Source organism: Bryobacter aggregatus MPL3, assembly GCF_000702445.1.
Lineage (GTDB): Bacteria > Acidobacteriota > Terriglobia > Bryobacterales > Bryobacteraceae > Bryobacter > Bryobacter aggregatus.
Genome location: NZ_JNIF01000003.1, coordinates 3,817,513 through 3,842,242, shown reverse-complemented (window position 1 = coordinate 3,842,242; position 24,730 = coordinate 3,817,513). Strand labels below are relative to the sequence as shown.

The following is a 24,730-nucleotide window of genomic DNA, read 5'->3' as shown; positions in this document are numbered from 1 at the left end:
CTGGCTTGAGTTCTAAAAGAAAAAGCCCGGGAGCGAATCCCGGGCTTTTTCTTATTCCATTTCCATGCTGGCGGTCGACCGATGCAGTTTGGGCATCGAGACGATGCGCAGGATGGGGACCAGCAATAGGATCAGGATCGGACCTAAGAGCATCCCACCCACGATTACCGTTGCCAGCGGACGCTGCACTTGCGACCCGATGCCGTGCGATAGGGCTGCCGGTAAGAGTCCGACGCAGGCCGACATAGAGGTCATCAAGAGAGGTCGCATTCGCGTCTCCGCCGCTTGGGTCATGGCCATTTCCCGCTCCATGCCGTCGTCCCGCAGTTGATTGTAGTAGGTCAACACGAGGATTCCGTTCATGACCGAGACGCCGAACAGCGAGATGAAACCAACCGCAGCGGAGACGCTGAGGTTCAGCCCGGTGATGTACAGGGCCAGGATGCCGCCACAGGTAGCGAAGGGAATGTCCCACAGCGCGAGGATGCTGTCGCGCAGATTGTTGAAGAGGCCGTACAGCAGGACCATGATCAACATCAGGCTGAGAGGGATGATCCACATCAGACGCGCTTTTGCTTCCTGAAGCGCTCCAAATTCCCCGCTCCACTCAATGCTGTATCCCGCGGGCAAATGGATCGCCTTCTGCACTTTCTGTTGCGCCTCACTCACCGCACCACCCAGATCACGATCACGCACACTGAACTTGATCGGAATATAGCGATGCGCGTTCTCCCGGTAGATATACGAAGCGCCCGCAGTCATTTCGATGTTGGCTACATCGCTGAGCAGCACCGTCGCTCCAGACGGGGCCGGAATCGGGATCTTCCGAATCGCGTTGATATCGCTGCGGTACTCAGGCGAAAGGCGGACCCGCAAATCAAATTGCCGGTCGCCTTCGAGAATCTGCGTCACAGCCTGCCCTCCGATCGCGGCCTGGACAATGCTGTTGACCTCGCCGGCCTGTAAGCCGTAGCGGGCGGAGCGAATGCGGTCGACCTGGATCAAGAGATTCGGTTGCCCAACCTGGTGGAAGACCCCCACATCCTGGACACCTTGCACTTTGCCAATCTCATCCTTGATAGCGCTCGCCTGTTGTTCGAGCACCATCAGGTCGTTGCCGAAGAGCTTGATCGAGTTTTCCCCTTTGACACCCGATACCGCCTCCTGCACGTTGTCTTCGATGTTTTGCGAAAAGTTGAAGACGACACCGGGAAAGTCCCGCGCCATGTCGGCTTTCAGCTTCTCGATTAACTCCGGCTTTGTCACATTCCCCCAACGGGAGCGGTCGGACATGGAGGCGAGCGGGGCAAAGAACTCGACGTTGAAGAAGCCGGTGGGATCGGTCCCATCGTCGGGACGGCCATGTTGCGAGATGACCGTCTCCACCATCGGTTGGCTCTTCAGGTACTCCCGCATGCGGGTGACATAAGGAACGCCCGCTTCGAGAGAGATGGTGGGGGGAAGGCTCGCCCGGATCCACAGATTCCCTTCTTCGAGCTTGGGCAGAAACTCACTGCCGATCCGGGTGCTCACCATGCCACAAACCACCAGGATGACGGCAGCAGCAGCAATCGTGAGATAGCGATGCTTCAAGTTCGTCCGCAGCGCCGGGCGGTAAATCCGGTTCAGGAAACGAATGAGGAAAGTCTCTTTTTCTTCGAGCGGCAGAGGCAGCAGGTAGCTGGAGAGCATGGGCGTTACAAGGAAGGTAGCCAGAATGGCGCCGACCATGGCGTAGCCGTAGGTCTTTGCCATGGGCGCAAAGATCTGGCCTTCTACACCCTGCATGGTGAAGAGCGGAATGAACGCGGCAATGGTGATGGCTGCAGAGAAGAAGATCGCCTTATCCACTTCGAGGGAGCTGGCAAAGATGCGGAGGAACTTCTCGCGCAGATTGGGTGGTGTGCCGGGCAACAACTCAGATGTATCGCGGCGCAGGATGCCGAAGGACCCGGGGTGCATCAAACGGCGATAGATGTTCTCGACCAGAATGACCGTCGAGTCGACGATGATGCCGAAGTCGATCGCGCCAACCGAGAGGAGGTTCGCCGAATCGCCACGGAGCACCATCAGCATTACGCTGAAGAACAGGGCCGCAGGAATGGTGGCGGCGACAATCAGGGCGGTTCTGAGGTCTCCCAAGAACAGGTATTGGATGAAGAAGATGAGACAGATGCCGAACAGGAGCGATTCGAGAACTGTGTGCGTGGTTTGATTCACTAAGTTCTTGCGGTCGTAGTAGGACTCGACGCGGACGCCGGGAGGCAGTTCTCCTGAGTGATTCAGGCGCTCCACTTCCACTTCAATCCGATTGACCACATCCAAGGTTTTCTCGCCACGGCGCATCAGGACGATACCCTCCACGATGTCGGGATCTTTGTCGCGGCCGATGATGCCCATCCGCTGGGCGTTGCCCACACTGAGGGTGGCGACATCGCGTAAGAGCACGGGGTTGCCTTTGTTCTGCGAGAGCACGACGCTCTCCATCTCCTGCAAGGTCTGGAGCAGGCCGACCCCGCGGACATTGACCGATTGTTCGCCAAGATTGATCGTGCGGGCACCAACGTTCATGTTGGCGGCGGCCAGTTGATCGAGAACCTGCTTCAGCGGGATGTTAAAGGCGACCAGCTTCTTCATGTCGATGTCGGCGTGGTATTCCTTCGTCAGACCGCCCCAACCGATGACGTCTACTACGCCAGGGATGGTGCGCAGACGCCGCTCGATCAGCCAGTCTTCCAGGGTTTTCAGTTCGAGCAGGCTGTAGCCGGGAGGCGCCTTGACCTGGTAGCGATAGATCTCGCCGACCGGACTGGTGGGAGAAAGAAAAGGCTGCACTCCATTCGGGAGTTGTACTTGATTGATGCGATTCAGCACTTGTTGCTGTGCAAACCAATAGTCTGTTTCGTAGCTGAACTGGAGCTTGATGTCGGACAGACCGTAAAGCGAGATGCTGCGCGTGTTTTGCAGCCCGGGCATTCCGGCCAGCGCCACTTCGAGCGGAATCGTGATGTAGCGCTCCATGTCTTCGGCCGAGTAACCGGGGTTCTGCGTGATCAGTTCGACCATCGGCGGTGCGGGGTCGGCATAGGCTTCGATGTTCAGACGCTGGAAGACGACGAAACCGGTGACAAGAAATACGAGGAACATCGCGAGCACCAGATGGCGCCGCGACAGGGAGAGTTCAATGAGTTTCTTCATGCGATGTCTTTCTTAACCTCGAGTGAAGCTACTCAAGAACAGAGCGCCGTCGGAGACCACTTGATCGCCCGCCGTCAGTCCTGATTTGATTTCGATTTTGCCGTCGTGCTCAGCGCCAACCTCGACGATGCGCCGCGTGACACGCTGGCCACCTTCCAGCACCCAGACCACATTGATGTTGCCTTCGCGCACGAGGGCACGCTGGGAGACGAGCAGTGCCCGCCGTGCTGCGTTTTCAAAGCGGAAGGAAGCAAACATCTCGGGCTTCAACTGGTGGTTCGTATTGCGGATGGTGCAACGGACCTCAACTCGTCTCGTTTCCGGATTGACGGCCGGAGCAATATAGGTCACTTGCGCCGGAAAGTCTGTATTCGGAAAGGCGAGCACCTTCAGGCGCACGCGTTCGCCGACGTGGATGAGCGGAATCTGAGACTCGTACACATTGGCAATCAACCAGAGGGAAGACATATCAGAGATGGTGAAGAGCGGATCGGGGTTATCGGGACGGACGTACTGTCCGGGACCAGCTTTTCTGGCGACCACTTGGCCGCTGATCGGCGAGAGCACGCGCGTGGTGCGGTCGGGGCGGCGGGAGACAGAAAGCTGCTCCAGCTCTGCTGCCGTTTTCCCGAAAGAGAGCAGGCGCTGGCGGGCGGAATCCACTTGGATCTCGGCGACGTGCACGTCGCTTGCAGCACTCTCGAGATCCGTCTGCGCCTGTTCCAGGTCTTTCGGCGCCGCCGCTTCGCCCTGTACCAGACGCTGCAAGCGGCTTACGGTGCGCTCAGCCTGTTTGAGCAAGGCCTTCGACTTTGTGACGTTCGCCGCGCCAGCCAGGAAATCATTCTCGGCATCGAGAACGTCAGGCGATTCGATCAGCAGTAAGGGCTCGCCCTGCTTCACAGAATCGCCGGGCTTCGCCATCAATTGGAGGAGCCGCCCAGTATAAGGGGAGAAGACCGGAGTCATCGCATCTTCGTTGAAGGCTACTTTTCCGGTGGCCTCTTCCGTGGCCGGGAGATCGAACAACGCGGCGCGCTCGGTCTTCATGTCCTTCATCTGCTCTGCCGTCACGGCCAGGGGATCCACATCTTTTGGGGGATCGACAACAGCCCGGCTGGCCTGTGAGGTGCCACAAGAGCTGGCGATCAGCGCGACGGCGCTCAGGATCAGAATTCGATTCATCAAGTTCACGGTTTTGCTCCTTCGAGGTCACGGCCCACAGCCGCTTCCAGCAACCAAATGCTGTTTTGATAGTCAAAGCGCGCCTGATTCCAATCGACACGCGCCTGGTTGAGAGTTCGCTGTGCGTCCAGCAGTTCAAAGAGACTGGTTGCGCCTTGCCGGTAGCTGAAGAAAGCCACGCTTCTGAGGCTTTCCACCTGCTTGAGGTTCTCTTCGCTGAAGACTTTGAGACTGCGCTGCGCAGATTGATAGAGTTGCCAGGCTTTTTCAACGTCGGTGGCCGCCTGCAGTTCGGCTTGGCGCAATTGCAGTGCGCTGGACCGCTCGGCGGCACGGGCCGCGGTGATGGCGGCCTTCTGGTTGTTATAGAGAAACAACGGGAACGAAGCCACCATGCCAAGAGAACTGTCGCTCCCAACTCGCTGGTATTCCATGCCCAGCGTGAGGTCCCTCTTCCGCTCGGCATCGGCCAGCTTGGTGCCGAATTGGCCCGCCTGCAACACACGGCGAGCGATCTCGATGTCGGGCCGCTCTTCCGCAGCAATCCGCTGGAGTTCGTCCAGACCAAGCAGCAAAGGAGTGCCGGAGAAAGCGCCTTCGATCTCGAGCGGCGCACCGCTGGGGGTCGAGGCCGGGGAGGGCTCCAGAGTGACCTCGTTCCGCCGGCTGTTCAGCAGATTCAAGACATCGAAACACGCCTGCGCGTAGGCCACATTCGCGTGCACGACCGCTTGCTGGTAGGGCAATTTTCCACTCCGAATCCGGTAGAGCTCTAACTGCGCCGCCTCGCCATTTTTCACCCGCGTGTCGGTGAGTGTTTCGGTCTGCTCGTACTCGGTGAGCGCCTGCTCGGCAAGCGCTAAATTTTGACGCGCCAACACGGCGCCGCCAAAAGCTTGGCGCAATTGAAAACGCTGTTGGCGGAAGGCTTCCAGAATCTGAGCCCGCGCCGCAGCCACCTGCGCCTCAGCCTGCTTGGTCCGCAATTCCCGTTTGCCTCCACGCTCAATCAACTTGGTGAAGAGGAAGGTATAGGTGGGCTGCGCACCAGCATCAGAATCAGTCGTAAAGAAGCGCGGATAGGAACCAGCCAAGGGGCTGTGAATGGGATACTGCTCGGCTCCCAGTTGAATGGTTGGATTGGGTTTATAACTCGCGATCAGCTTGGTGGCTTCTGCCACTTCCAGTTGCTGGCGATTGACCGCAATCGCCAGATTGCGCTGCAGCAACAGACTTTCTGCTTCTGCCAAGGTCAATCGTCGCGGAATGGTTACTGTACTTTGCGGGGTCTGCGCCAGCGCACTCATCGCAATCGTCACAAGGATCGGCATCAGCCGGGCCACAAGACACGACCGGGCCGGCAGGAACTTACACATAGGAAAGAACTCCTCAAAAAGGCATGATTCTGGATTTTTTTGACTTCGAAGCTGGCCTTAGCTAGCGAAGGAGACACGTCTTTGTCACTTGTGATGGAGCAGAAGTCAACGTCACAAGTTCCAAGCGTCACTCGATCACCACGCACGAGGCGTGAGACAAGTCACCCGAAGATCAATGGAAAACTAAATTAGGAGAGGATCGAGGAGGGGGGAGGATTGATCGTGTGAGCCAACCAGACTTCGATCTCGCTACTGGAGCGCGGCGGAACTTCTTGCACACGGGAGGAGCGTTTCGGACGAGCCGTCCAGTATGGGGACTGTGGGAGAACGGAAACGGCCGAGCGCCGCTGCCGGGCTTCCGCAGCCGACTGCGTGAGCCAGCCAGGCGAAGCGGAGGAAGAGGACGAAGAGCGATAGGGGACAGGAGGAACGGAAGCCAGGCTCGCATTCTCGGGATGCGGATTTGCATAGACCGAGAAGCCGCCCTTGCCGTCTCCGAGCCAGACTACGCTGCGATGAAAGCCAAACTTCGACTCCCAGACGACGTCCAAATTCTGGTCGCCATTGAGGTCGGCAGCATAGAGGATGCCTTCCGAGGCACGCGGAGGGGAGGACGGTAACTCCGTTGTTCCCACCCCGCCCAGAATGACCCGGACTGAAGTGGACTGGGCAGTGTGGACAAGCCGGAGCGAATCCGGTTCATTATCGTGATTAAAATCGCAGCCGACCGCACAGGAAACGATACGGGAGGCAAAATCCAGAGTGTTGGAAATCTGCCCTGTCTGGAGCGACTTAGAAACTTGCAGCGTAAGGAATAGTCCTGCGACAAGGCAGAAAGCCAAACCACGAACTGAAAACCTGGGACCACGCAGCATGTGATGATTTATCGTAGCATTTGCCACTTCCTGGCAAAGATTCGTGCTGCCCTAGGAAGAAGACGCCTTGTACTCCCAGACGTCTTTTTCCCCTGATCTGGTACGTGGAATCAGCTCAGAACTGGTTCTTGCAAATATTCCAATCCGAGGAGAGGCATTCCCGATTTGTCCGACCAATGCTCGTGAACAAGAGGAATAATCGGCGCTAAATCACCGAAGACGCCGTGTTGGGCGGCGCGCCGCACGAGTTCATGTTTCGGGTCGATGGCTACGGAAAGTCCCGCAGCGCTCAACATGCAGGTATCGTTCAGGCCGTCTCCAACCACCAGCACCTGATGATCCTGCACCAACAGGCTGTCCTTCAAATGCTGCACGACATTCTGCTTGCAGAGCTTGTGGATGGTGCATCCCTGTTCATAGGCGAGCAAAGGCGACACCGTGAACTCTCCACAGGCCACACCAGAGCGGAAGCGCACCATATTGGCCACACTGAAGTCCGCAAAGACCCGCCGTTTGACGATCTCCGTCGCAATGCGATAGCTGTCCGAAACAATCCCTACAATAAAGCCGAGTTTCCGTAATTGGACTACGGTCTCGACGGCGGACGGCATCAACTCCATGTTGATGGCCGTCTCCTCGAAGGTCTCTTTGGGAACCCCGGCGAAGATTGCCGCGATCTGGCTACTGCGTTCTTCGGTCCCCACATTGTGATTGTCCAGCCACTTTGCGAGTTCGCGCTCTTTGCCGCATTTCTTGGCGAGTTCGACAATGAAACGGCCACGGAGGAGAGTTCCATCCATGTCGAAAATGGCGAGCCGGTTCACAGGAGCCACGCAACTCTTGGGAAGAGGCGCCCCCGCCTGCATATGACGCTCGGTCTCCTCGACGTCCTGGATCTGGTCGGCTGAGAAGCGATCGTAACGATGCGCGCGATGCAGCAACGAGCGAACCACCTGCTTGGACATCTCGCCCAATGCTTCCAGAGACTGGCTATCGTGATCGAGATGCCCGATATCCACTTCCGTGATTCGTGCGCCCAGCATCTGTGCGTCAATGAGAAGCCCGAGATCGACACCGTAGTCGGTCTCAAACTTCAGGTCGCGCAGCAGCGAAGCCTTGGCAGCAATGATCCCGCCCAGGGGTTGCACAAAATCTGCGAGTTCCGGGAAGAAGAGCTGCAGCAGCGGACGAGCCGTCAAAGTCGTCACACGGCCGGCAGAGCGGCTGAACCTTGCTTTTACGAAATCGGCCCCATCGTCCAGAATCGGCCGGACCAGAATCTCGATGAGATCCTCACGAAGTCCGCGGAGATCCCCGTCCAGGTACACGATGATCTCGTTTTGCGCGATGAGCAAGCCGTCTCTCATCGAGCCACCCTTGCCTCTTAGCGAACTCGTGATCACCTGTGCGCCGGCGGCGGCGGCGATCTCCGCAGTGTTATCCACGGACCCATCGTCGACAACAATCACCTCGGTGACACCCGGGTATTTCTGAGCCAAACGAATGACTCCGCCGATGCCAGCAGACTCATTGAGAGCAGGAATTACAACAGTGATCATGGCAGAAGTGCTCCTTCACAAAACTTAGAACCCGGAGGCAACTCGCAACGCTTCCCAAGAGCTTAACAAAGATTAATCGAAGCGACAAGCCAAGAAATCAGTCAGAGAACAGGCTGGCGCATTCTTCCGAAGAGATCGATGGCTACTTGAACGACGGCTTCCGCCTCAGCGCGATCGGGCTGCTCATTGGTATCGTTGTAGCCTTCCATCTCGCCTCTCCCGCCACCTTGGACCACAATTCCATCGCGGCGAGCGAGGATATAGACATTGCGATAGGAAACCCCATAATGGACGCCAGGCTGAGGAATCAACCAGGCAATCTGCCCGCGAACCGGGATGATCGATTCGTCCTTCCACAGAGCCCTTGCTCCGTAGCCGGTCGCGTTGATGATCACCCGTTCAGGGAGCCTACTAAGTTCTGACGGCGTACGAAACTCCACTGTTTCCATTTTTCCGCCCGCGACGAAGAAGTCATTCATCAGCTGCCGGGAATAAGCGGCGATATTGAAGCTCAGACTCGAGTTGCGCCTGACTTTTCTGGCGGGAAAGGGATGGCTGCCGGGAGGCAATTCCCGAGAACGGGGAGTGAGATCGGCCACACGATCCTGATAATGCGCGAAGTCGAGCGCGTTCTCCGAATCATTAGAGGAGCGGCTGGGCGAGGGAGTGTCGTCGGAGAGATTGTAACGGTCGGTCCACTCCACCGGATCCCCGGCCATCCCAAGATAGCTTTCATAAGTATGGAAGGAAGTGCGGCACATTTTCTCCCATAGGGCAGGAAAATTGGGTCCAGCCGCGCTGGCGAGGGCGATGCGGGAGTCGGGAGTCCAGGACCCCGTTGCGCGTGAGGAACGCACCTCAGGAGGCCGCTCTTTCGCATAGATCGTGACCTTTGCTCCAGCCCGCTGGAGCAGGATTGCAGAAGTCATCCCGAGCGCGCCACAACCAATCACGGCCACCTCCCGCTCACCGCCGGCCATCGCTTTCTCCACCGCGAGACTGCTCGATCCCCAGGACAGCGACCAACCGCTTCCTCCGTGTCCATAGTTGTGAACGACGATCTTCTCGCCCACCTTCTCCACATCGAGCCGGGGCCCGGCGGCGCGAAATGGCCGCAGACACACCGTGACGCGGAAGATGCGATCCAGTTGGGCCCGGATCGGCAGGATCGGAGGAATGAGAGTGGAGGGTTGTGCTCGCTTGGCACTATGTACGCAGCTGCTGAGGCCAACAGTCGCAGTGGAGAACAAGAAATCGCGTCGCTGCATGGAAATTCCTTTCGAGCCGCAGGGAGTAGAGATCAATATAGCTCGAAGTTAAAAATTCCTCTGAAACCCCCTTCTTCATTGACACTGGACCATTCATCCCATACCCTATCAACAATGTCTAGATTATTTGTTGCATTCTTTTTCGGGGTCATTTCCGTGCTCGCACAGCTCGGAACCGGAAGTATTACCGGTGTGGTGCGAGACGGATCTCAAGCTCCTGTCGCGGGGGCAACCGTCAAGGCGGTGAATGCTGCGTCCGGTATCAGCACGACGGTTGTAACGAACGAAGCGGGAGGTTACCGGGTGAGCAATATCCTTCCGGGTACCTATACCGTGATTGCCGAAGCTCCTGGCTTTGAGGCCGCCACTCGCGCCAATCTTCTGCTGACAACGGCGCAGGTGATCGCGGTGGATATCAATCTGGCCATCGCCGGGCAGGCACAAACCGTAAATGTCGAGGCGAACCCGAATCTGGCAGAGACACAGAGCTCCAGCCTTGGCCAAGTGGTGGGGCACAAGTACATCGACAACCTTCCGCTCCCCAATCGTTCGGCAAACTCGCTGGTGAATCTTTCCCCTGGCGTGGTGATGATCGACCCTGGCCAAGGCGCTGAAAACTACCCCATCTTCTCGATTGCCGGCGGCCGTGCCCGCAACCAGAACTTTACGCTCGATGGCGGCAATGTCGGGAATGTTGTGGGCTTGGCGCGTCCGTCGCAGGTTGCCAGTTTGCCGCTGGATGCGCTGGAAGAATTTCGCATTCTCAGCAACAACTATGCGGCGGAATATGGGCATTCCACCGGCGGGATTGTGGCGCTCTCTACACGCTCCGGGACCAATCAGTTCCACGGCAGCGTTTTCGATTACATGAGGAACGAGGCGCTCGATGCGCGGAACTTCTTTGCCAGCAGCCGCCCCCGGCTTCGTCTGAACCAGTACGGCGCGGCACTGGGCGGGCCGATCCAGCGCGATAAGACTCATTTCTTCGCCAGTTGGGAGCGCACGCAAAATACGACCTCTAACGCGGTGTTGACCACCGTACCCACTCTGGCCCAACGTGCCGGGGACTTCTCTGCAAATGCGCCGATTTATGACCCCTTCACGCTCGTCGACGGAGCGAAGGCGCCCTTCCCCGGAAATCAGATTCCGGCCAGCCGCTTTGACGCCGTTGCGAAAGCCGCCACCGCTTACTTCCCTACCCCAAACCGCAGTGGTACCGCGAACAACTTCGGTGCGAACGACCGCTCGCAGCTGGCCCGCAACATTGTGGTGGGAAAGCTCGATCACAATCTCTCAGACAACGACCGGCTGTCAGCACGCTACTACATCAATGACGCCAACTCCTCGAATGTCGGCTCCTATGGAAATCCTGTGGTGGATCCAGGTGCGACCTTTGCCGATGTCCGCATCCAGAGCATTCTGGGCACCCACATTCATACCTTTAGCCCTTCGCTGCTGAACCAGTTTCAGGTGAGCTTGATGGTGCGGAAGTACATTCAGACGCGTGCCGGGCTCAATGAGGATTGGGCTGGAAAACTTGGCTTTACCGGCGTGACGAAAGCGGCCTTCCCGACCTTCAACCTGACGGGCTATGGACTGCTCGGAGGCCAGGCTGTGGCCAACAGCGCCATTGCCCGCATCCAGACCCCGATCACCGATCTGCAGTTTCAGGATTCGGTATCGAAGTTCACTGGCAAGCACGCACTGAAAGCCGGCTTTGAGTATCGCCGCGGGTACAACAATGAGTCGAATGACATTTCGAGCTCCGGGAATCTGGTGTTCAACCGTTCGATCACCGATCGCGTCGGCTTTGCCGGTACGACAGGCGATTCCTATGCCAGCTTTCTGCTGGGGGCGGCGAATTCAGCCGCGTTCAGCAGGACAGATCTCATTCCAAGCCGCGCTTCCTACTGGGCGCTCTTTGCCCAGGATGACTATCGCATCACGAGCCGCCTGACACTGAACATTGGACTGCGCTGGGAAGTTGAGTTGCCTCGCTATGTCGACGGCAACCGGATGAATGCCTTTGACCCCAAGGCGATCAACCCAATTTCGGGCACGCCCGGAGTGGTGACCTTTGCCGGACGCAATGGCGTCCCGACCACAAGCTTCGACGCCAATTGGAAGAACTTTGGCCCGCGCTTTGGCTTCGCCTACAATGCTCCATTCTCCAAGAATCTGGTGATCCGCGGAGGCGCCGGCATCCTCTATGGACCGAACATCAGCAATACCGTCACAACGGGCGCCAGCCTGGGCTTCTCCGACAATCTCAGCCTCGTGGCGTCTGCCGCTGAAACAGCCTATGTATTGAAACTGTCAAACGGATTCCCGGCCTATACACGGCCGTCCATCGAGACACCGGGATTTGGGGCGGTGAAAGTGGGCGATCGCGCCACCACCGCTGTCACTTACTTTGATCGTCATCGTCCTTCGCCTGTTTCTTATCAATACAATCTGGATATCCAGAAAGAACTACCCGGGAACTTACTCTTAGAGACTGGCTATCTCGCAAATATCTCGCATCACCTCACAGCCAATGACCTGACCTTAAATCAATTGCTGCCGAGCCAGTTTGGTCCAGGCACGACACAGAATCTGCGCCCCTTCCCACAGTTCAGTAATGTGACGCAGTTGAATCCGGCAATTGGCAACTCGACTTATCACGCGGTCTTCTTTAAGGCAGAGCGCCGCTTCTCGAATGGCCTTGCGTTTCTGGCTCACTATACTTTCTCAAAGTTTCTCGACGACGTGGCTTCGAGCGATGAGTTTGGGGACCCCGGCAGCTACATGGACCAGTACAATCGCCGCCTGGACAAAGGACGTTCCGGCACAGATACACCGCAACATTTGACCTTCACCGGACTCTATGAGTTACGAAAGATCCAATCGAAGGCCTGGCTCAATGCGGTGGCCGGGGGATGGCAGCTTGGTGTCTATGGCAACTTCCAATCGGGCCAAACCTTTACGGTATTCGATAGCGCGAACTCGACGAATGGCTTCCCTGCCGGAACGCTGCGAGCAGAACTGGTCGGCAACCCTGCCGTCGATGGCAACTGGACGTTGCAACGCTACTTTAATACTGCAGCCTTCGCCCATCCTGCGCCTTATCGATTTGGCTCCAGCCCGCGGAGTGTGCTGCGAGGCCCCTTCACCTCGAATGTGGACTTCAGTATCGCGAAACATTTTCCGATCCACGAAGCGCTGAAGGCGGAACTGCGGGCCATCACTTATAACAGTTTGAATATGGCGAACTTCAACATTCCCGGGCATACCCTGGGGAACCCGGACTTCGGCATCATCAATAGTGCACGTCCCGCGCGAGTTACCGAAGTAGTCCTACGGTTCTTGTTCTAAAACTGTTCTAAAACGATCACTCCATCGGCCCGATCTGAAAAAGTAATTAGATTTTCCCGCACTTTCGGAGTAGTCTGAGAGTGCGGGTAGCGTTTCCACCCCGCCCTGTTGGAACCTCGCAGCTTCCCCCCTCTTCTTACCAATCCATCGCAGCGAGGAGTGTATGCACTTCACTTATTCCCGGTGCCTTTGGGCACTACTTTTGATGCCACTGCTCTTTTCCTCGGATCTGTTGGCCCAGAGTGGATTCCCCAACGATCCGCGGGATCTTTCGCACACAAATTTTAGCTCCAGCTTGTCCGGCCAAGTGAATATCAGTGATTCCAGAGTCGCATCCCAGTTGAGGGTACAACTCTACGATCCGGTGCAGCGTGTGGTGCTCTCTGAATCTCATTTGACTGGGCTCAATGCATTTGAGCTGCGCGGCGTACCCAATGGGATCAATGAGCTTCGCGTTGTGAATGCGCAGGGCGATATTGTATTTACAACTTCCGTCAGTTGTCCGTATCAGAACACTTTTACAATCGACCTGACCCGAGGTCCAGCCCAGCCAGCAGCACAGCGTCCTGTCTCGATTGCCCGCATGCAGCATAAGATTCCGAAGAAGGCGATGAAGGCTTTTCAGGAAGCCAGCAAGGCCTCGGCAAACCATGACGAAGCAGCGCTCCTGGCGAATCTGAAAACTGCGATTGCGATTGATCCGCAATTCTTTGAGGCCGCGAATAATCTCGGTGTCCTTTATCTCCGTCAAGGACGCGTCAACGACGCGTATCAGATGTTTGCGCGCGCTACTTCGATTGACCCGACAGACGCGCTGGCTGAATCGAATCTCGCCTACACCTTACTGTCGATGAATCGTTTTCCTGAAGCTGAAGAGGCCGCGCGGGCCAGCATCCGGTCCGATAGCCTCTCCAGCCGCGCGCGGTTCTTCCTGGCGGTGAGTCTGCTCGAACAGCACAAGGAGAGTAAGGAAGCGATGTTCCATCTGAAGAAGGCGGGAGAAGGCTTTGAACCGGCTCGCAAGCTGCTTGGGCTGCTGACGACGGCAGCGAAGCAGTAGAGGGAATGGGCCGTATTGGGGGCCGTCACGGGAGCTTCGAGAAGGAGGGTGGTGCGCCCGACAAGATTCGAACTTGTGGCCTCTTGCTTCGGAGGCAAGCGCTCTATCCAGGCTGAGCTACGGGCGCGCTTCTTCACTTTACCATTACAGCTACGATTCCGGCTGCGGTCAGAATCCAAATTGTAGCGATTCGTGTTCGGAGAACGAGCAGACAGGAAGTGAGTGCGATTCCGATGAGCCATCCGCTCGTCAACGCCGCTTGGCCCATGCCGACTAAAGTTGCGGCACTGAAGCCCGTGCCCCCAATCACGACAAAGCGTATTGCATTCTTCACCCGGGGATGATCGACCCTCGTATGGAGGAAGTGCAACAGCGCGATCATCAGAAGAGCCGGGGTCGCCAACGCGAGCATCCCGACCAAAGCGCCCGGATAGCCCGCCACGAAATAGCCGATGCACACGACATACACGCCCATCGGCCCCGGCGTCGAGCGTCCAATCATCACTGCCGCATTCAAGTGGACATCATCGATCCACTGCCGATCGACTACCAGATCGTGGCGGATCACGGGCAGGCTGGTGAGTCCGCTGAAGGAGGAGAGGATCGCTTGCAGGAGAATCCAATAGAGAATGAGCAGTTGGATCATCGAGCACTCACCAAGCCGGCAATCGCCAGGCCAAGGATCACCGGGAAAGGGTTGAGCCCCCAGATGGCGACTGCAAACGCGAACGCAAAGATCAGGAAGGTCTGCGCGAATCGTTTGTCTTTGAGATAGGGAGAGAGCAAGCCAAACAAGCTAGCGGCAATGAAGCCACAGACGGCGGCAGCAGCTCCCAGGAGAAAGCGCTTTGCGGTGGGATTCTGGTAGACCAGCTGGTAGGCGGAGGCGAGGAGCGCGGCGAGGATGGATGCAGGGACAACCGCGCAGAAGAGTGATACGCAGGCACCACGCCACTGGAAAAAGTGCCAGCCAATGCCGGTGACCATAGCCAAAATGCTCGTGCCCGGCGTCAGGCGGCTGAGCCCATAGAGAGCCCGGTAGCGATCGCGGCTGAGCCAACCGTGGTGATCTACAAGATCGCGCTCCAAGGCAATGGTGGTGACGCTCCCACCCCCAACCGTGAAGGCCGCATGCTTGAGAAGGACGCGGCACAGTTGCAAGAAACTGGGCCGCGCGCCCATTAGCTCTTTCTAGGTTCTTTGAGCAGCAATTCAACCTGGTTGCGCAGATTGATCTCTTCCATATTGAAGAAGGCGTCACCGCCGGGATAGCGCCCGCGTACATTGCCACGACGGTCGAAAATCATCATCGCCGGCACATAGAGTTGCTCTGGCTTGAGATCGAGAAACGCGCAGATGTCGTCAATCGGCGCCCACCCCAAGGGGAAGTCAATCTTATAGTTTTTCGCGAAATCAACCACCAGCGGCTCGGGGTTCTGATCGACTGCGATGGCGATGGAACGGAAGCCTTTCGCGGAAAATTCCTTGTAGATCTTCTCCGAGATCGGCAATGACTTCTGGCAATGCGGGCAGGTGGTCTTGAAGATCGTCACCGCGTATACGTTTCCCAGCCAGGAGGCAGTGTCCAGCGCCTTGCCACCAGGCAAGCTCACCTTGATGTGCTTCTTGGGAGCCACAACGGCCTTCTTGGTCTGAGCGCCCAGCACAGCCGCCGAGCTCAAGATCAATCCTCTGCGTGTCAGGTTCATTAGCTTGCCTTCTTCGTAGTTGCCGTCTTCTTTGCAGGTGCAGGCGCCGCACTCACACCCGGCTTCTTCAACATATCTTCAATCAGCTTACGGAAGTTCTTCTCGCGTTCAGCGAGATCTTTGCCGAAAATCAGGTCGCCGCCCATATACTGGCTCACGATCTGTCCTTTGCGATCGATCATGACAAAAGCGGGCATATAGAGCTGCATCATCGTGGGATGTTGGAGATAACCATAGGCGGAATCGCGCGGCCCATAGCCAATAGGAAAAGTAGCGCCTTGCTCTTTGTTGAAATCGGCAGTGAGCATCTTCGCCATGTCGTTGATGCAGACGCCCAGGGGCTGGAAGCCTTGCGCGCCATACTCCTTATACAACTTCTCCACGATGCGCACCGTGTCTTTGCAATGCGGACAAGTGGTGAGGTAGAAGCCCATCATGACCACTTTGCCTCTGTACTGGCTCAGCAGTACCTGCTTGCCACCCGGCAGCTCAAACCCAAATTCCGGGGAGGGTCGTGGCACCGTCGCGCCCGGCATCATACCGGCGCTCCACATCGTCAGGACCAGTAGATTGGCCGCAATTCCTCGCATCGCATTCACCTCGTGCTCTATTTTCTTCAGTGTACTGGAAGGCCTTCCTCCACCGTAACCTGGCGTCCGCTCCAGCGCAGGCGAAAGGCGCCCACATCGCCTACACCATCGAGTTCATTGGCACTTTGATGCTGCACCGTATAACTCTTCCACTTGGCGGCCAATATCTTCGCATAGGCTTCAAACCACCTGTGCGCCGTATCCTCATCCTTCCAGACAGACGCGTGATTCAACAAATAGTCATGCGTCTTTTTGTTTTCATAAAGGACATAATTGCCTCCGCGATTGCTTTCCGCCAGTTCCGGCGTGGTCTTGCCGAAGGTACGCAGCAGCACACTAAAATCCACCTCGCCGAGGGTTCCTGCCGCTTTGGGTTTCCAGCCCTTTGGAGCTTCGGGCACTTCCACTTTTTCGGGGACGGTCTCAGAGAAGTACAGCTCCGGGTGCATCACCTGAGCACTCGACACGGGCGGATGCTCGAAGACTCGCTTCATGCAGTCCGCTTCTTTGGCGCAAACGGCAGCCTGGAAACGAAAGCCCCAGGAGTATGGAAAAAGCAGGCTTTCTTTCAGATATAACGGCACGCTCTTCATCACGGGGTACTTGTCCTCGTCACTCTCATCCTGCTCACTCATCCGGCGTACCATCTCTGGCGAATTCTTAAGCGAAGAACCAAGCTTACGGGCGGCGTGCTCTCCCATCAGATACATCGCCTGTCCCTCCATCACCGCCATTCTCGCCAGCGCGGCGTCGTCGTCGCCCTTGGCCCCATCGAGAAACTTCTTCAGGCCGAAATTCTGATCGGCCAGAGCGTGGCCGAGTTCGTGCACGAGCAGTTCGGGGCCGAGATCGTCCTGGATATGATCGAGCACGTAGAGCTTGCGGGTTTTGAAGTCGTAGAAAGCGGCCGCTTGCTCCTGCAACAGGTCGACGGTGGTGGACTTCAAATGGAAGTCCGGTGGAGCAAAGCCGAAACGCTTGAGCACCAGTTCCTCGATATCCACCTTGGTCGTGGGCTTCTCGGACTTCATCTTGCCCTTCAGATACTTTTCGAGTTCCTTCGAGCTCATCATCGCCGCGGGTACTTGCCGTTTGATCTGGAAGCCGGTCATGCTGGCGACTTCCTGCAAATATTGATTCACACGGCTCAGCAGCGCGGGGTCGGCAGAAAAGGCTGGCAGCACCAGCATCGCCAATACGATTCCGCGCAAGGTGCGTCCCAAGCTGAATCCCGAAACGACGCACAGAAGGCCCGCCGTCATCGCCGCAATGCGCACACTGGTTCCACGCGCCAAGGCGCCAAACAAGGATGCGCCAATCGGCGCCATCCCCACTACCGACATCCCAAACATTGACACAATCCGTCCTCGCAAATTCTCGGGCGTCCCCGTCTGCAACGTAGAGTTCGTTGCCGCATTCAAGCGCATCAAAGATCCTCCGGCCACCGCCATCAGTGCGGCCGACAACCAAAAATTCGGGCTCAGTCCATAGAGCAGGAGGGCCAGACCTAAAGTGAGGCCGCTCCAGGCTGCAACTCGCGGCAATCCACTGACATCGCGCGATCGGGCGAGAAGATAAGTTCCCGCCACCGCGCCGCAACCCATCGCCGCCGTGAGGCAGCCAAGACCCCAGGCCCCCATGCGGAAGATGTCCTGCGCGAAGAAGGGGCCCAGCACAAAGGCACCACTGAAGCAGATGTTACTTACGCTGCAAATCCCCAACAGTCGCCAGACGGTCTCGTTCGCCTTTACATACTGCAGGCCATCGCGCAAACTCGTTGCCTGGCCTTGTTGCTGGTGTTGCGCTGGCATCCGCATCCAAAGCAACACCAACAGGACCGCCACAAAGCTCAGTGCATTCAGGGCAAAGCACCATCCCTCGCCCAGAGTTGCGACGGCGATTCCGCCGAGAGCAGGCCCCAGGATACGGGCGAGGTTGAAGATCATCGAATTCAAGCTCACCGCGCTGATGAGGTCTTCGCGGCTGGTCATGTCGAGCATCATGGCTTGCCGCGCCGGAATGTCGAAGGCATTTGCGAGACCGTAGGCAAGCCCGAGGCCGTAGACATGCCAGACACGCACGGAGCCGTTGAGCGTGAGTACCGCGAGAATGGCCGCTTGGGAGAGAAAGACGCTCTGGGTCAGGATGACGATGTGCTTGCGGGTGTAGCGATCTGCCGCCAGCCCGCCGACCATTCCGAGCAGCAGCATGGGCAGATTGGTGAACAGGCTCGTGAGACCTAACATCCACTCCGAATGAGTGAGGCGGTACATCAGCCAACTCAGCGCCGTGTTGTGGACCCACGAGCCCGTCAGCGAGACCAATTGTCCCGCTGCATACAGTTGAAAATTGCGATGGCGCAGAGCGCGCAACGCAGAAAAGGAGTTCAATCTTCTATTTCACCGCAATCGTTGCCCCCACCGGAGATTCGATCGCACCCGCTTTCACGGAGATGGCGATTTTGTCTCCCGGTTCAATTGCCACAGGAACCCGGGCGTTGATCTGGAAAACGCCGCTAACCAGGCCTGGCGCAGGGCCGGCATAGAGCAGTTCTGCGTCCAGGCCGCCGATCTTTAGGGAGAGTGGAGCGAGGAATTCTGGCAGTGGGACACCGATCACCGCGCCATCGACGGGAGTGGTGCTCAAGGTGCCGGCACCAGTTCCGTAGAGTACGATGACGCTGCCTACGGCGATTGGATTGGCTGCCGAGTTGACACTACCATCCTCGTTGAGCGCCGCGACCTGATTCTTGCCACTGTAGTCGGTTGTAAAGAAGTCTGGGGAGGCCGCGGTGACCTGCATCGCCACTGGATCGCTACGCAGGCCGTTGAGTTCCACTGAGACCTGCGTGGTGGTTTTTCCGGCAACACTGTAAGGTACGATCGCGCTGAGCTGTCCCGCAGAGGTATAGATCAACGGAGCAGCAGCATCGTCGAACAAAACACGTGTGCCTCCGAGCAGAGTGGAGACGCGCCCTTGTGAGGTGAGCGTCAAGGTGGTGAGGGCAGCAGGGCCGAGCCTGGCCCCGTAGAGCACGAGGATGGAGCCGGGAGCGACAGGTCCGGACACGGCGGTTGCACCGTTTACGATGGCGGCGGAAGTCACCGCAGGCGCTGTTGCTGCCGCTTTGATCACAAGAGGCCCGGCATCCGAAAGCCGCGTCGCCGCGCTGCGATCTGTCATCGGCACTTCTTCCCCATCGTCCGCAATCGCCGCAAGCTGATAGGTGCCAGGAACAAAAGTGTTATCAACCGGGAGAGATGCAGTGCATGTCGTGGTTGCATCGATGGGAATTCCATTTGGCAACAAGCAAATGAAGCCGGTATTGTAATCCCGCTTCGTGACGGTCGTGCCAGTGCCGAGATAGAAGCCGATCCGCAATCGGGGAGCGGCCTTGGTGCCCTTGTTGGTCAGTTGTACATTCAGCAGAATCGTTTCGCCAACACGCACTGTAGAGGGAGCGGTGAAACGCAGAATGGAGAGAGTGGGCTCCGCAGCGGGCGGCGCTGGGTTTGCGGCCTGACGCACCGTGAGGAGTTGATCGCCAATGCGAATGGTGCCGCTCCGAAGCTGTCCCCGCTTGTTTGCGCTGGCCTTGAACTCGACCGTCGCGGCGCCGGTTGTTGTGGCAGGGGAAGCTTGAGACAGCCATCCGGCATTGGGAGCCACCATCCAGCCGCAATCGTTATAACTCGGAGTGACTGCAATCTTAAAGTTGCCGCCCGCTACCGGTACCTCGACACTGCTCTGATCCAGCTTCACGGTGCAGGCGCCGTTGTGGAGGCCGTAGTGAGCCCACCAGGTGCCCCAGGTGGTGCTGCCTCCGTCCGTACGGGAAGCCGCGTAGCTTTGCAGAGTCCAGAAGGAGGTGTCATCCGCCGGATCGACCTGGGTGGAGGAATAGGGGCCGAAGCCGGTCATCAGAAAGCCACGTTCAAAGCTATCTTCGCCTTCTTTGATCAAGCCGTCGGCGTAGAGCGCGCCGGGAGTGTCAGACGGCTTGCGTGTGGCGAAATAGGAACCAACGAATTTATCTTTGTGAAAGCGGTTGTAGCCAATAAAGAGTTCCCCGTTCTTGTTGACGGCGATAGAAGGAAAGGCATAGTAAGAAGCGCCACTTGTGTCGTCCACACGCACGCGCTCGGACATCGTAATCGCGGCTCCGGTCGTGGGCCAATTGACTTTCGTGTATTGCACTACAGACCGGATTCCGGTGCCGAACTGAACGAACATCGTATTGACGCACCAGACGCTCGTGTCACGGGTGACACAACTCTGGATCATCGAATCGCCAGCATCGATCTTCTTGTCTGTACCTGCTTGCGGCAGAATCTCACCAGGAACGTACTTTGCGAAATCCCCAGCATCGGCGTAGCTACGAGTTCCGACATTGAACGATCCGCCGCCCGGCGCAAACGAAGCCTCCTTGAAAGCGAGTGCGTAATTGCCGTTCTGCAGATTGTAGGTATTATTCACAAACAGAATACGGGTTGCGTCGGGATTCGAATCGGCAGACGGCGAGTTTCCAGAAAGATAATCTTCAAACTTCTGATAGATCGGAAAGCTGCCCTCCGGATAGAGATTCGTCACATTGAAGAGGTAGTTCTGAGTGCTGTCGTAGAAAGGGCCTAGAAAAAGGTCCGCACTGATCGCGACAATCTTTCCCGCAATCGCCATCTGCATCTGGCCGAAATAAGTGCTCGCATAGGGCGCGGAGATCTTGCTCATTTTCCATTCACCACGCGGGTCGGAGGTCTTACTGACAGCCAGTACAATTCCAGCAGTGGTTTCAAATGGATCTGCCAGTGCGGCCAGAAGAAAACGTTTCGCGTTTCGATCGTAGGACACTCTGGGAGAAAGCAAACCCAAACGATAGGGACCAGCCGCGGCAAAGAAAGTTTCCAGGCTCACGGTTTTCAGAATGGTTCCTTTTCGATCCTGCACACGAATGCCGTTGTTCTGCGCAGTCACGACATGATCTGCACTCACCGCACCGGAAGGGCCGGGGAGGTTCGGCTCGATGCTGTCGGGAAGGGCCTGGAAACCTTCGAGCTGGAAGTTGGGAGCAAGAAGAGAAGCAGCAGACTTCGGAGTCCGATCATTCGAGGAGGAACTCTGGTAGCTCAGATTCTCGAGCGCTCGCGACTTCGCATTTTCGTCGATCCGCGGCAGTTGCACCTGAGCTTTGAGACGATCCGCGTCCGCTACCTCCGACAAACTCGACAGCTTCCAATCGGAGCCCCTGCCGCTTACAACCTCAATACTTTGCGCCTGAATCCGGCAGCTCAATATTCCGAAAGATACAGCTACAATCCTCAGAACTCTAACGAGGAAAAAATGCCTTGATGACATAAGTTTCCTAGCATACACGAAGAATAAAAAAGACCTTTTCACTCAGTCCGCCCGACGGCTATACTGACGGAACGATGACCCATGAATTTCTCGCCACCTACCGTAGCGTCTTCCTCAACACCTTAAAAGAGGAGCTCAAAAACACCCGCAAAGTGATTGCCGCGATCCCCAATGACCATCTGGACTACCGGCCGGATCCGAAGTCGAAGACAGCTCTTGAACTCGCCTGGCATATCGTCACCGCAGATTTGTGGTTTCTCGAGTCCATCATTGAGCAGAAGTTCACGTCTGGCGCCACGCCGCCCCTACCCGCCGGAGTGGCAACGGGAAAAGAGATTGCCGCCTGGCACGAAGAGGCTATGACCAACGCCCTTCCCAAATTGGAGGCCATGAGTGGCGAACAATTGGCGGTACCGGTGGACTTTATGGGGATGTTTACCCTGCCTGCAGCCTTATACCTGCAGTTCATGAATAATCACACTATCCATCATCGCGGGCAGTTGGCTACCTATTTACGGCCGATGGGCGGGAAATGTCCTTCGATTTATGGACCGAGCGCGGACGAGAATCCGTTTGCTTAATTAACGTCTCGAACGGACCCGGTAGTCCTCAACAGCCGGCATCTGCACGATCTTACACATCTCATTGAGCCGGCTCCAGGCCCGCGTCCCAATGCGATCGGCCAGCGAATCTTTTGCTGAGTTGCTCACATTGCCCGGCGCGGGCAAATTCGTTGTGACAATCACCGGCTTGCGGAAGTTGCAACGGTGCGTGATGATCGAGGCGACCGTATCTTCTACCCAGTCCGTGACGCGGTGCGCACCGAGGTCGTCGAGCAGCAGGATCTCGCAATCGAGAGCTAGCCGGTAGGCCTCTTTGTCCATCGAGCCGCTGGAACGGTCGTAGCCACTGCGGATGCGATCGAGCAGGGTCTGGTAATCGAAGAAGATCCCTTCAAAACCTCGCTGGATGAGACCATTCAGCGCTGCGACGGCGAGGTGCGTTTTACCCACTCCCGTTTCCCCAATGAACATCAGGCCCGGCTTGTCGACCACCGGATATTCGCGGGCAAAGGTACGCACGGTCAACATCACACTGGCCAGCCCACGTTGGGCAATGGGATTGTCCTTGGGGAGGAGGAAGTTTTCGGTGGAGGCATTCGCGTAAAGAGGAGGAATGCCGCTCTTGGCGGTATAACGATCGACACGGGTGAGTTCGTCGCAATTGCAACGATCGACTACTTCCAGGCCATCGGCAATACGGACAACCCAGCCGGTGCCGCTACACTTTGGGCAATTCTCAACTGGCATCGGCATGCACCACGACGAGCGTCTGATTCGCGGTTACCGTGGCGCCCGCTTCGGCCTGCACTTGCCGTACGACGCCGTCGATCGGGCTTTTCAGTTCATTCTGCATTTTCATTGCTTCCACTACAACCAATCCTTGCCCGCGAGACACAAGGTCGCCAACGGCAACCAGAACGCGCACAATCTTGCCGGGCATCGGGGAAACCAGTTTGGCCACTCCAGTTCCTGATTTTGCGGCATCGGAGCCGCTCCACTCGCGGGGATCTTCAATGCGAATGCGCAGTTGCCTGCCCCGATGGGAGACGACAAATTCATCTCCGGCCCGCTCGACACGAGCTTCCATTTGGCGATTCTCTTCGATGAGGCTCCACACGCCTGGTTCCAGTTTGACAGCGCTCATCGCAGCAATCCTTCTTTCCATTTTGACCTTGCCGGCTGGGACGGCGCGCTTGTTTTTCGCTCCGTGGCCGCAAGGGTTGCCGACTGATGCAGCAACTGCATCTCTAAAGCACTGAATTCATGGCGTTTGCGACGTGGGAACCACTCGTCGAGAAACCCGGTATGGAGGGCGCCGTTCCGGAACTTTTCGTCCCCCAACAGGTCGAGAAAGAACTCCGTGTTGGTCCGGATGCCGCCGATGTGGGTCTCTTCGAGAGCGCGCTCGAGACGGGCCACCACTTCGGCGCGAGTTTCCGCCCAGGCAGCCAGCTTCATCAGCAGAGGATCGTATTCGAGGGGGACCTTCCAGCCCTGGTAGACACCACTATCGAGACGGATGCCGGGACCAGATGCGACGGAAAGCGCAGTGATCTCTCCCGGGCTGGGCAGGAATCCGTTGTCCGGATCTTCCGCATAGACACGGCACTCCATCGCCCAACCACGCAGGGAAATGTCTTGCTGGCGCAAGGTGAGCGCTTCGCCGGCTGCGATGCGCAGTTGCCATTTGACCAGATCGATGCCGGTAATCAGTTCCGTAACGGGATGCTCCACCTGCAAGCGGGTGTTCATCTCAAGGAAATAGAAGGCACCCGATTCGTCCACCAGAAATTCTACGGTTCCGGCGTTGTAGTAACCCGCAGCGCGAGCCGCGGCAACGGCCGCGTTGCCCATGGCGTTACGGAGATCAGGCCGGGTGGCGAGAAACGGCGAGGGCGCCTCTTCGATTACCTTCTGGTGACGGCGCTGGATGGAACATTCCCGCTCGCCCAGGTGGATCATATTGCCGTACTGGTCGCCGAGCACCTGGATCTCGATATGGCGCGGGCGGACGATGAATTTCTCAATATAGACGTCAGAACTGCGGAAGGATCGTTCGGCCTCGCTCGAGGCATCGCGCAGGGCGGCTTCGAGATCTTCTTCCCGGTCCACACGGCGCATGCCCTTGCCACCGCCACCGGCGGCAGCCTTCAAGATCACCGGGTAGCCGATTTCACGGGCAATGATTTTGGCCTCATCCGCGCTGGACAGGGATTCTTCGGTGCCGGGGGGGATCGGAGTACCGGCTTGCTTGGCCAAGGAACGAGCAGAGGTCTTGGAGCCCATTTTCTCGATCGCAGTCGAAGACGGTCCGATGAAAACAATACCGCTTTGCTCACAGCGGGCAGCAAATGCGGCGTTCTCGCTGAGGAAGCCGTAACCGGGGTGGATCGCCTCCGCGCCGGTCTGCTGGGCGGCGGCGAGGATTTTATCAACCACCAGATAGCTCTCGCTGGAAGCGGCACCGCCGATTCCAACCGCTTCATCTGCCATTCGAACGTGCAAAGCGTTGCGGTCCACATCACTGTAGACCGCAACGCTGCCGATTCCCATTTCGCGGAGCGCCCGCATCACTCGAACCGCGATCTCGCCCCGATTTGCTACCAATACCTTACGGAACACGCTCCCTAATGTAGCAAGC

Annotated in this window: 18 protein-coding genes and 1 tRNA gene; 3 read left to right on the top strand and 16 right to left on the bottom strand. The window is 57.4% G+C overall.

Annotated features, from left to right (window positions below; genetic code table 11):
* Positions 1-51: 51 nt before the first annotated feature.
* The 6 genes from M017_RS0117750 to M017_RS0117725 all read right to left on the bottom strand — a co-directional run bounded on the left by M017_RS0117750 (position 52) and on the right by M017_RS0117725 (position 9,461).
* On the bottom strand, positions 52-3,198 hold the full coding sequence (locus tag M017_RS0117750; RefSeq protein ID WP_031499482.1) for an efflux RND transporter permease subunit: 3,147 nt from the start codon (positions 3,196-3,198) through the stop codon (positions 52-54).
* A gap of 12 nt (positions 3,199-3,210) precedes the next feature.
* Positions 3,211-4,383, bottom strand: coding sequence for an efflux RND transporter periplasmic adaptor subunit (locus M017_RS0117745; protein WP_155121473.1), 1,173 nt, complete (start codon positions 4,381-4,383; stop codon positions 3,211-3,213).
* 5 nt (positions 4,384-4,388) lie between these two features.
* A complete protein-coding gene (locus M017_RS0117740) occupies positions 4,389-5,759 on the bottom strand; it encodes a TolC family protein (RefSeq protein ID WP_031499478.1) in 1,371 nt (456 codons plus the stop codon).
* A gap of 188 nt (positions 5,760-5,947) precedes the next feature.
* Positions 5,948-6,394 carry a VCBS repeat-containing protein gene (locus tag M017_RS0117735; protein ID WP_155121472.1) on the bottom strand — a complete coding sequence of 149 codons (447 nt, stop codon included), beginning with the start codon at positions 6,392-6,394 and terminating at the stop codon, positions 5,948-5,950.
* 350 nt (positions 6,395-6,744) lie between these two features.
* Positions 6,745-8,193, bottom strand: coding sequence for an HAD-IB family phosphatase (locus tag M017_RS27900; protein ID WP_031499476.1), 1,449 nt, complete (start codon positions 8,191-8,193; stop codon positions 6,745-6,747).
* A 101-nt stretch (positions 8,194-8,294) separates the two neighbouring features.
* Positions 8,295-9,461, bottom strand: coding sequence for an FAD-dependent oxidoreductase (locus M017_RS0117725; RefSeq protein WP_031499475.1), 1,167 nt, complete (start codon positions 9,459-9,461; stop codon positions 8,295-8,297).
* A 114-nt stretch (positions 9,462-9,575) separates the two neighbouring features.
* On the opposite strand from M017_RS0117725, the gene M017_RS0117720 reads away from it, so the two are divergent.
* Together M017_RS0117720 and M017_RS0117715 are read left to right on the top strand one after the other, a co-directional pair.
* On the top strand, positions 9,576-12,815 hold the full coding sequence (locus M017_RS0117720) for a TonB-dependent receptor (RefSeq protein WP_162179967.1): 3,240 nt from the start codon (positions 9,576-9,578) through the stop codon (positions 12,813-12,815).
* Positions 12,816-13,155: 340 nt separating this feature from the next.
* Entirely contained in the window at positions 13,156-13,875 is a 720-nt protein-coding gene (locus M017_RS0117715) for a tetratricopeptide repeat protein (RefSeq protein WP_162179966.1), read from the top strand.
* Positions 13,876-13,924: 49 nt separating this feature from the next.
* Here M017_RS0117715 and M017_RS0117710 read toward each other — a convergent pair.
* From M017_RS0117710 to M017_RS0117680, 7 genes are all read right to left on the bottom strand, one after another.
* Positions 13,925-14,002, bottom strand: a tRNA-Arg gene (locus tag M017_RS0117710).
* 6 nt (positions 14,003-14,008) lie between these two features.
* Positions 14,009-14,521 carry a chromate transporter gene (locus tag M017_RS0117705; protein ID WP_051670384.1) on the bottom strand — a complete coding sequence of 171 codons (513 nt, stop codon included), beginning with the start codon at positions 14,519-14,521 and terminating at the stop codon, positions 14,009-14,011.
* The gene (locus tag M017_RS0117700) at positions 14,518-15,057 is read right to left on the bottom strand and encodes a chromate transporter (protein WP_031499471.1); all 540 of its coding nucleotides are present in this window, start codon (positions 15,055-15,057) and stop codon (positions 14,518-14,520) included. Before M017_RS0117700 ends, M017_RS0117705 begins: the two co-directional genes overlap by 4 nt.
* The gene (locus tag M017_RS0117695) at positions 15,057-15,584 is read right to left on the bottom strand and encodes a TlpA disulfide reductase family protein (protein WP_031499470.1); all 528 of its coding nucleotides are present in this window, start codon (positions 15,582-15,584) and stop codon (positions 15,057-15,059) included. The genes M017_RS0117700 and M017_RS0117695 overlap by 1 nt, the downstream gene beginning before the upstream one ends.
* The gene (locus tag M017_RS0117690; protein ID WP_035957860.1) at positions 15,584-16,174 is read right to left on the bottom strand and encodes a peroxiredoxin family protein; all 591 of its coding nucleotides are present in this window, start codon (positions 16,172-16,174) and stop codon (positions 15,584-15,586) included. The genes M017_RS0117695 and M017_RS0117690 overlap by 1 nt, the downstream gene beginning before the upstream one ends.
* Before the next feature lie 26 nt (positions 16,175-16,200).
* Positions 16,201-18,564 carry an MFS transporter gene (locus M017_RS27895; protein WP_051670382.1) on the bottom strand — a complete coding sequence of 788 codons (2,364 nt, stop codon included), beginning with the start codon at positions 18,562-18,564 and terminating at the stop codon, positions 16,201-16,203.
* Between the two features lie 4 nt (positions 18,565-18,568).
* Entirely contained in the window at positions 18,569-21,391 is a 2,823-nt protein-coding gene (locus tag M017_RS0117680; RefSeq protein WP_031499467.1) for a CARDB domain-containing protein, read from the bottom strand.
* A gap of 209 nt (positions 21,392-21,600) precedes the next feature.
* Here M017_RS0117680 and M017_RS0117675 point away from each other — a divergent pair, with 209 nt between their 5' ends.
* The gene (locus M017_RS0117675) at positions 21,601-22,107 is read left to right on the top strand and encodes a DinB family protein (RefSeq protein ID WP_031499466.1); all 507 of its coding nucleotides are present in this window, start codon (positions 21,601-21,603) and stop codon (positions 22,105-22,107) included.
* Here M017_RS0117675 and M017_RS0117670 read toward each other — a convergent pair whose 3' ends face one another.
* The 3 genes from M017_RS0117670 to accC are packed head-to-tail and all read right to left on the bottom strand — an operon-like array spanning position 22,108 to position 24,711.
* The gene (locus M017_RS0117670; RefSeq protein ID WP_031499465.1) at positions 22,108-22,836 is read right to left on the bottom strand and encodes an ATP-binding protein; all 729 of its coding nucleotides are present in this window, start codon (positions 22,834-22,836) and stop codon (positions 22,108-22,110) included.
* Positions 22,826-23,233, bottom strand: coding sequence for a biotin/lipoyl-containing protein (locus M017_RS0117665; protein WP_051670380.1), 408 nt, complete (start codon positions 23,231-23,233; stop codon positions 22,826-22,828). Before M017_RS0117665 ends, M017_RS0117670 begins: the two co-directional genes overlap by 11 nt.
* Positions 23,230-24,711 (bottom strand): acetyl-CoA carboxylase biotin carboxylase subunit, encoded by a 1,482-nt coding sequence (accC, locus tag M017_RS0117660; protein WP_035957859.1) that lies wholly within the window; start codon positions 24,709-24,711, stop codon positions 23,230-23,232. The genes M017_RS0117665 and accC overlap by 4 nt, the downstream gene beginning before the upstream one ends.
* Between the last annotated feature and the right edge of the window lie 19 nt (positions 24,712-24,730).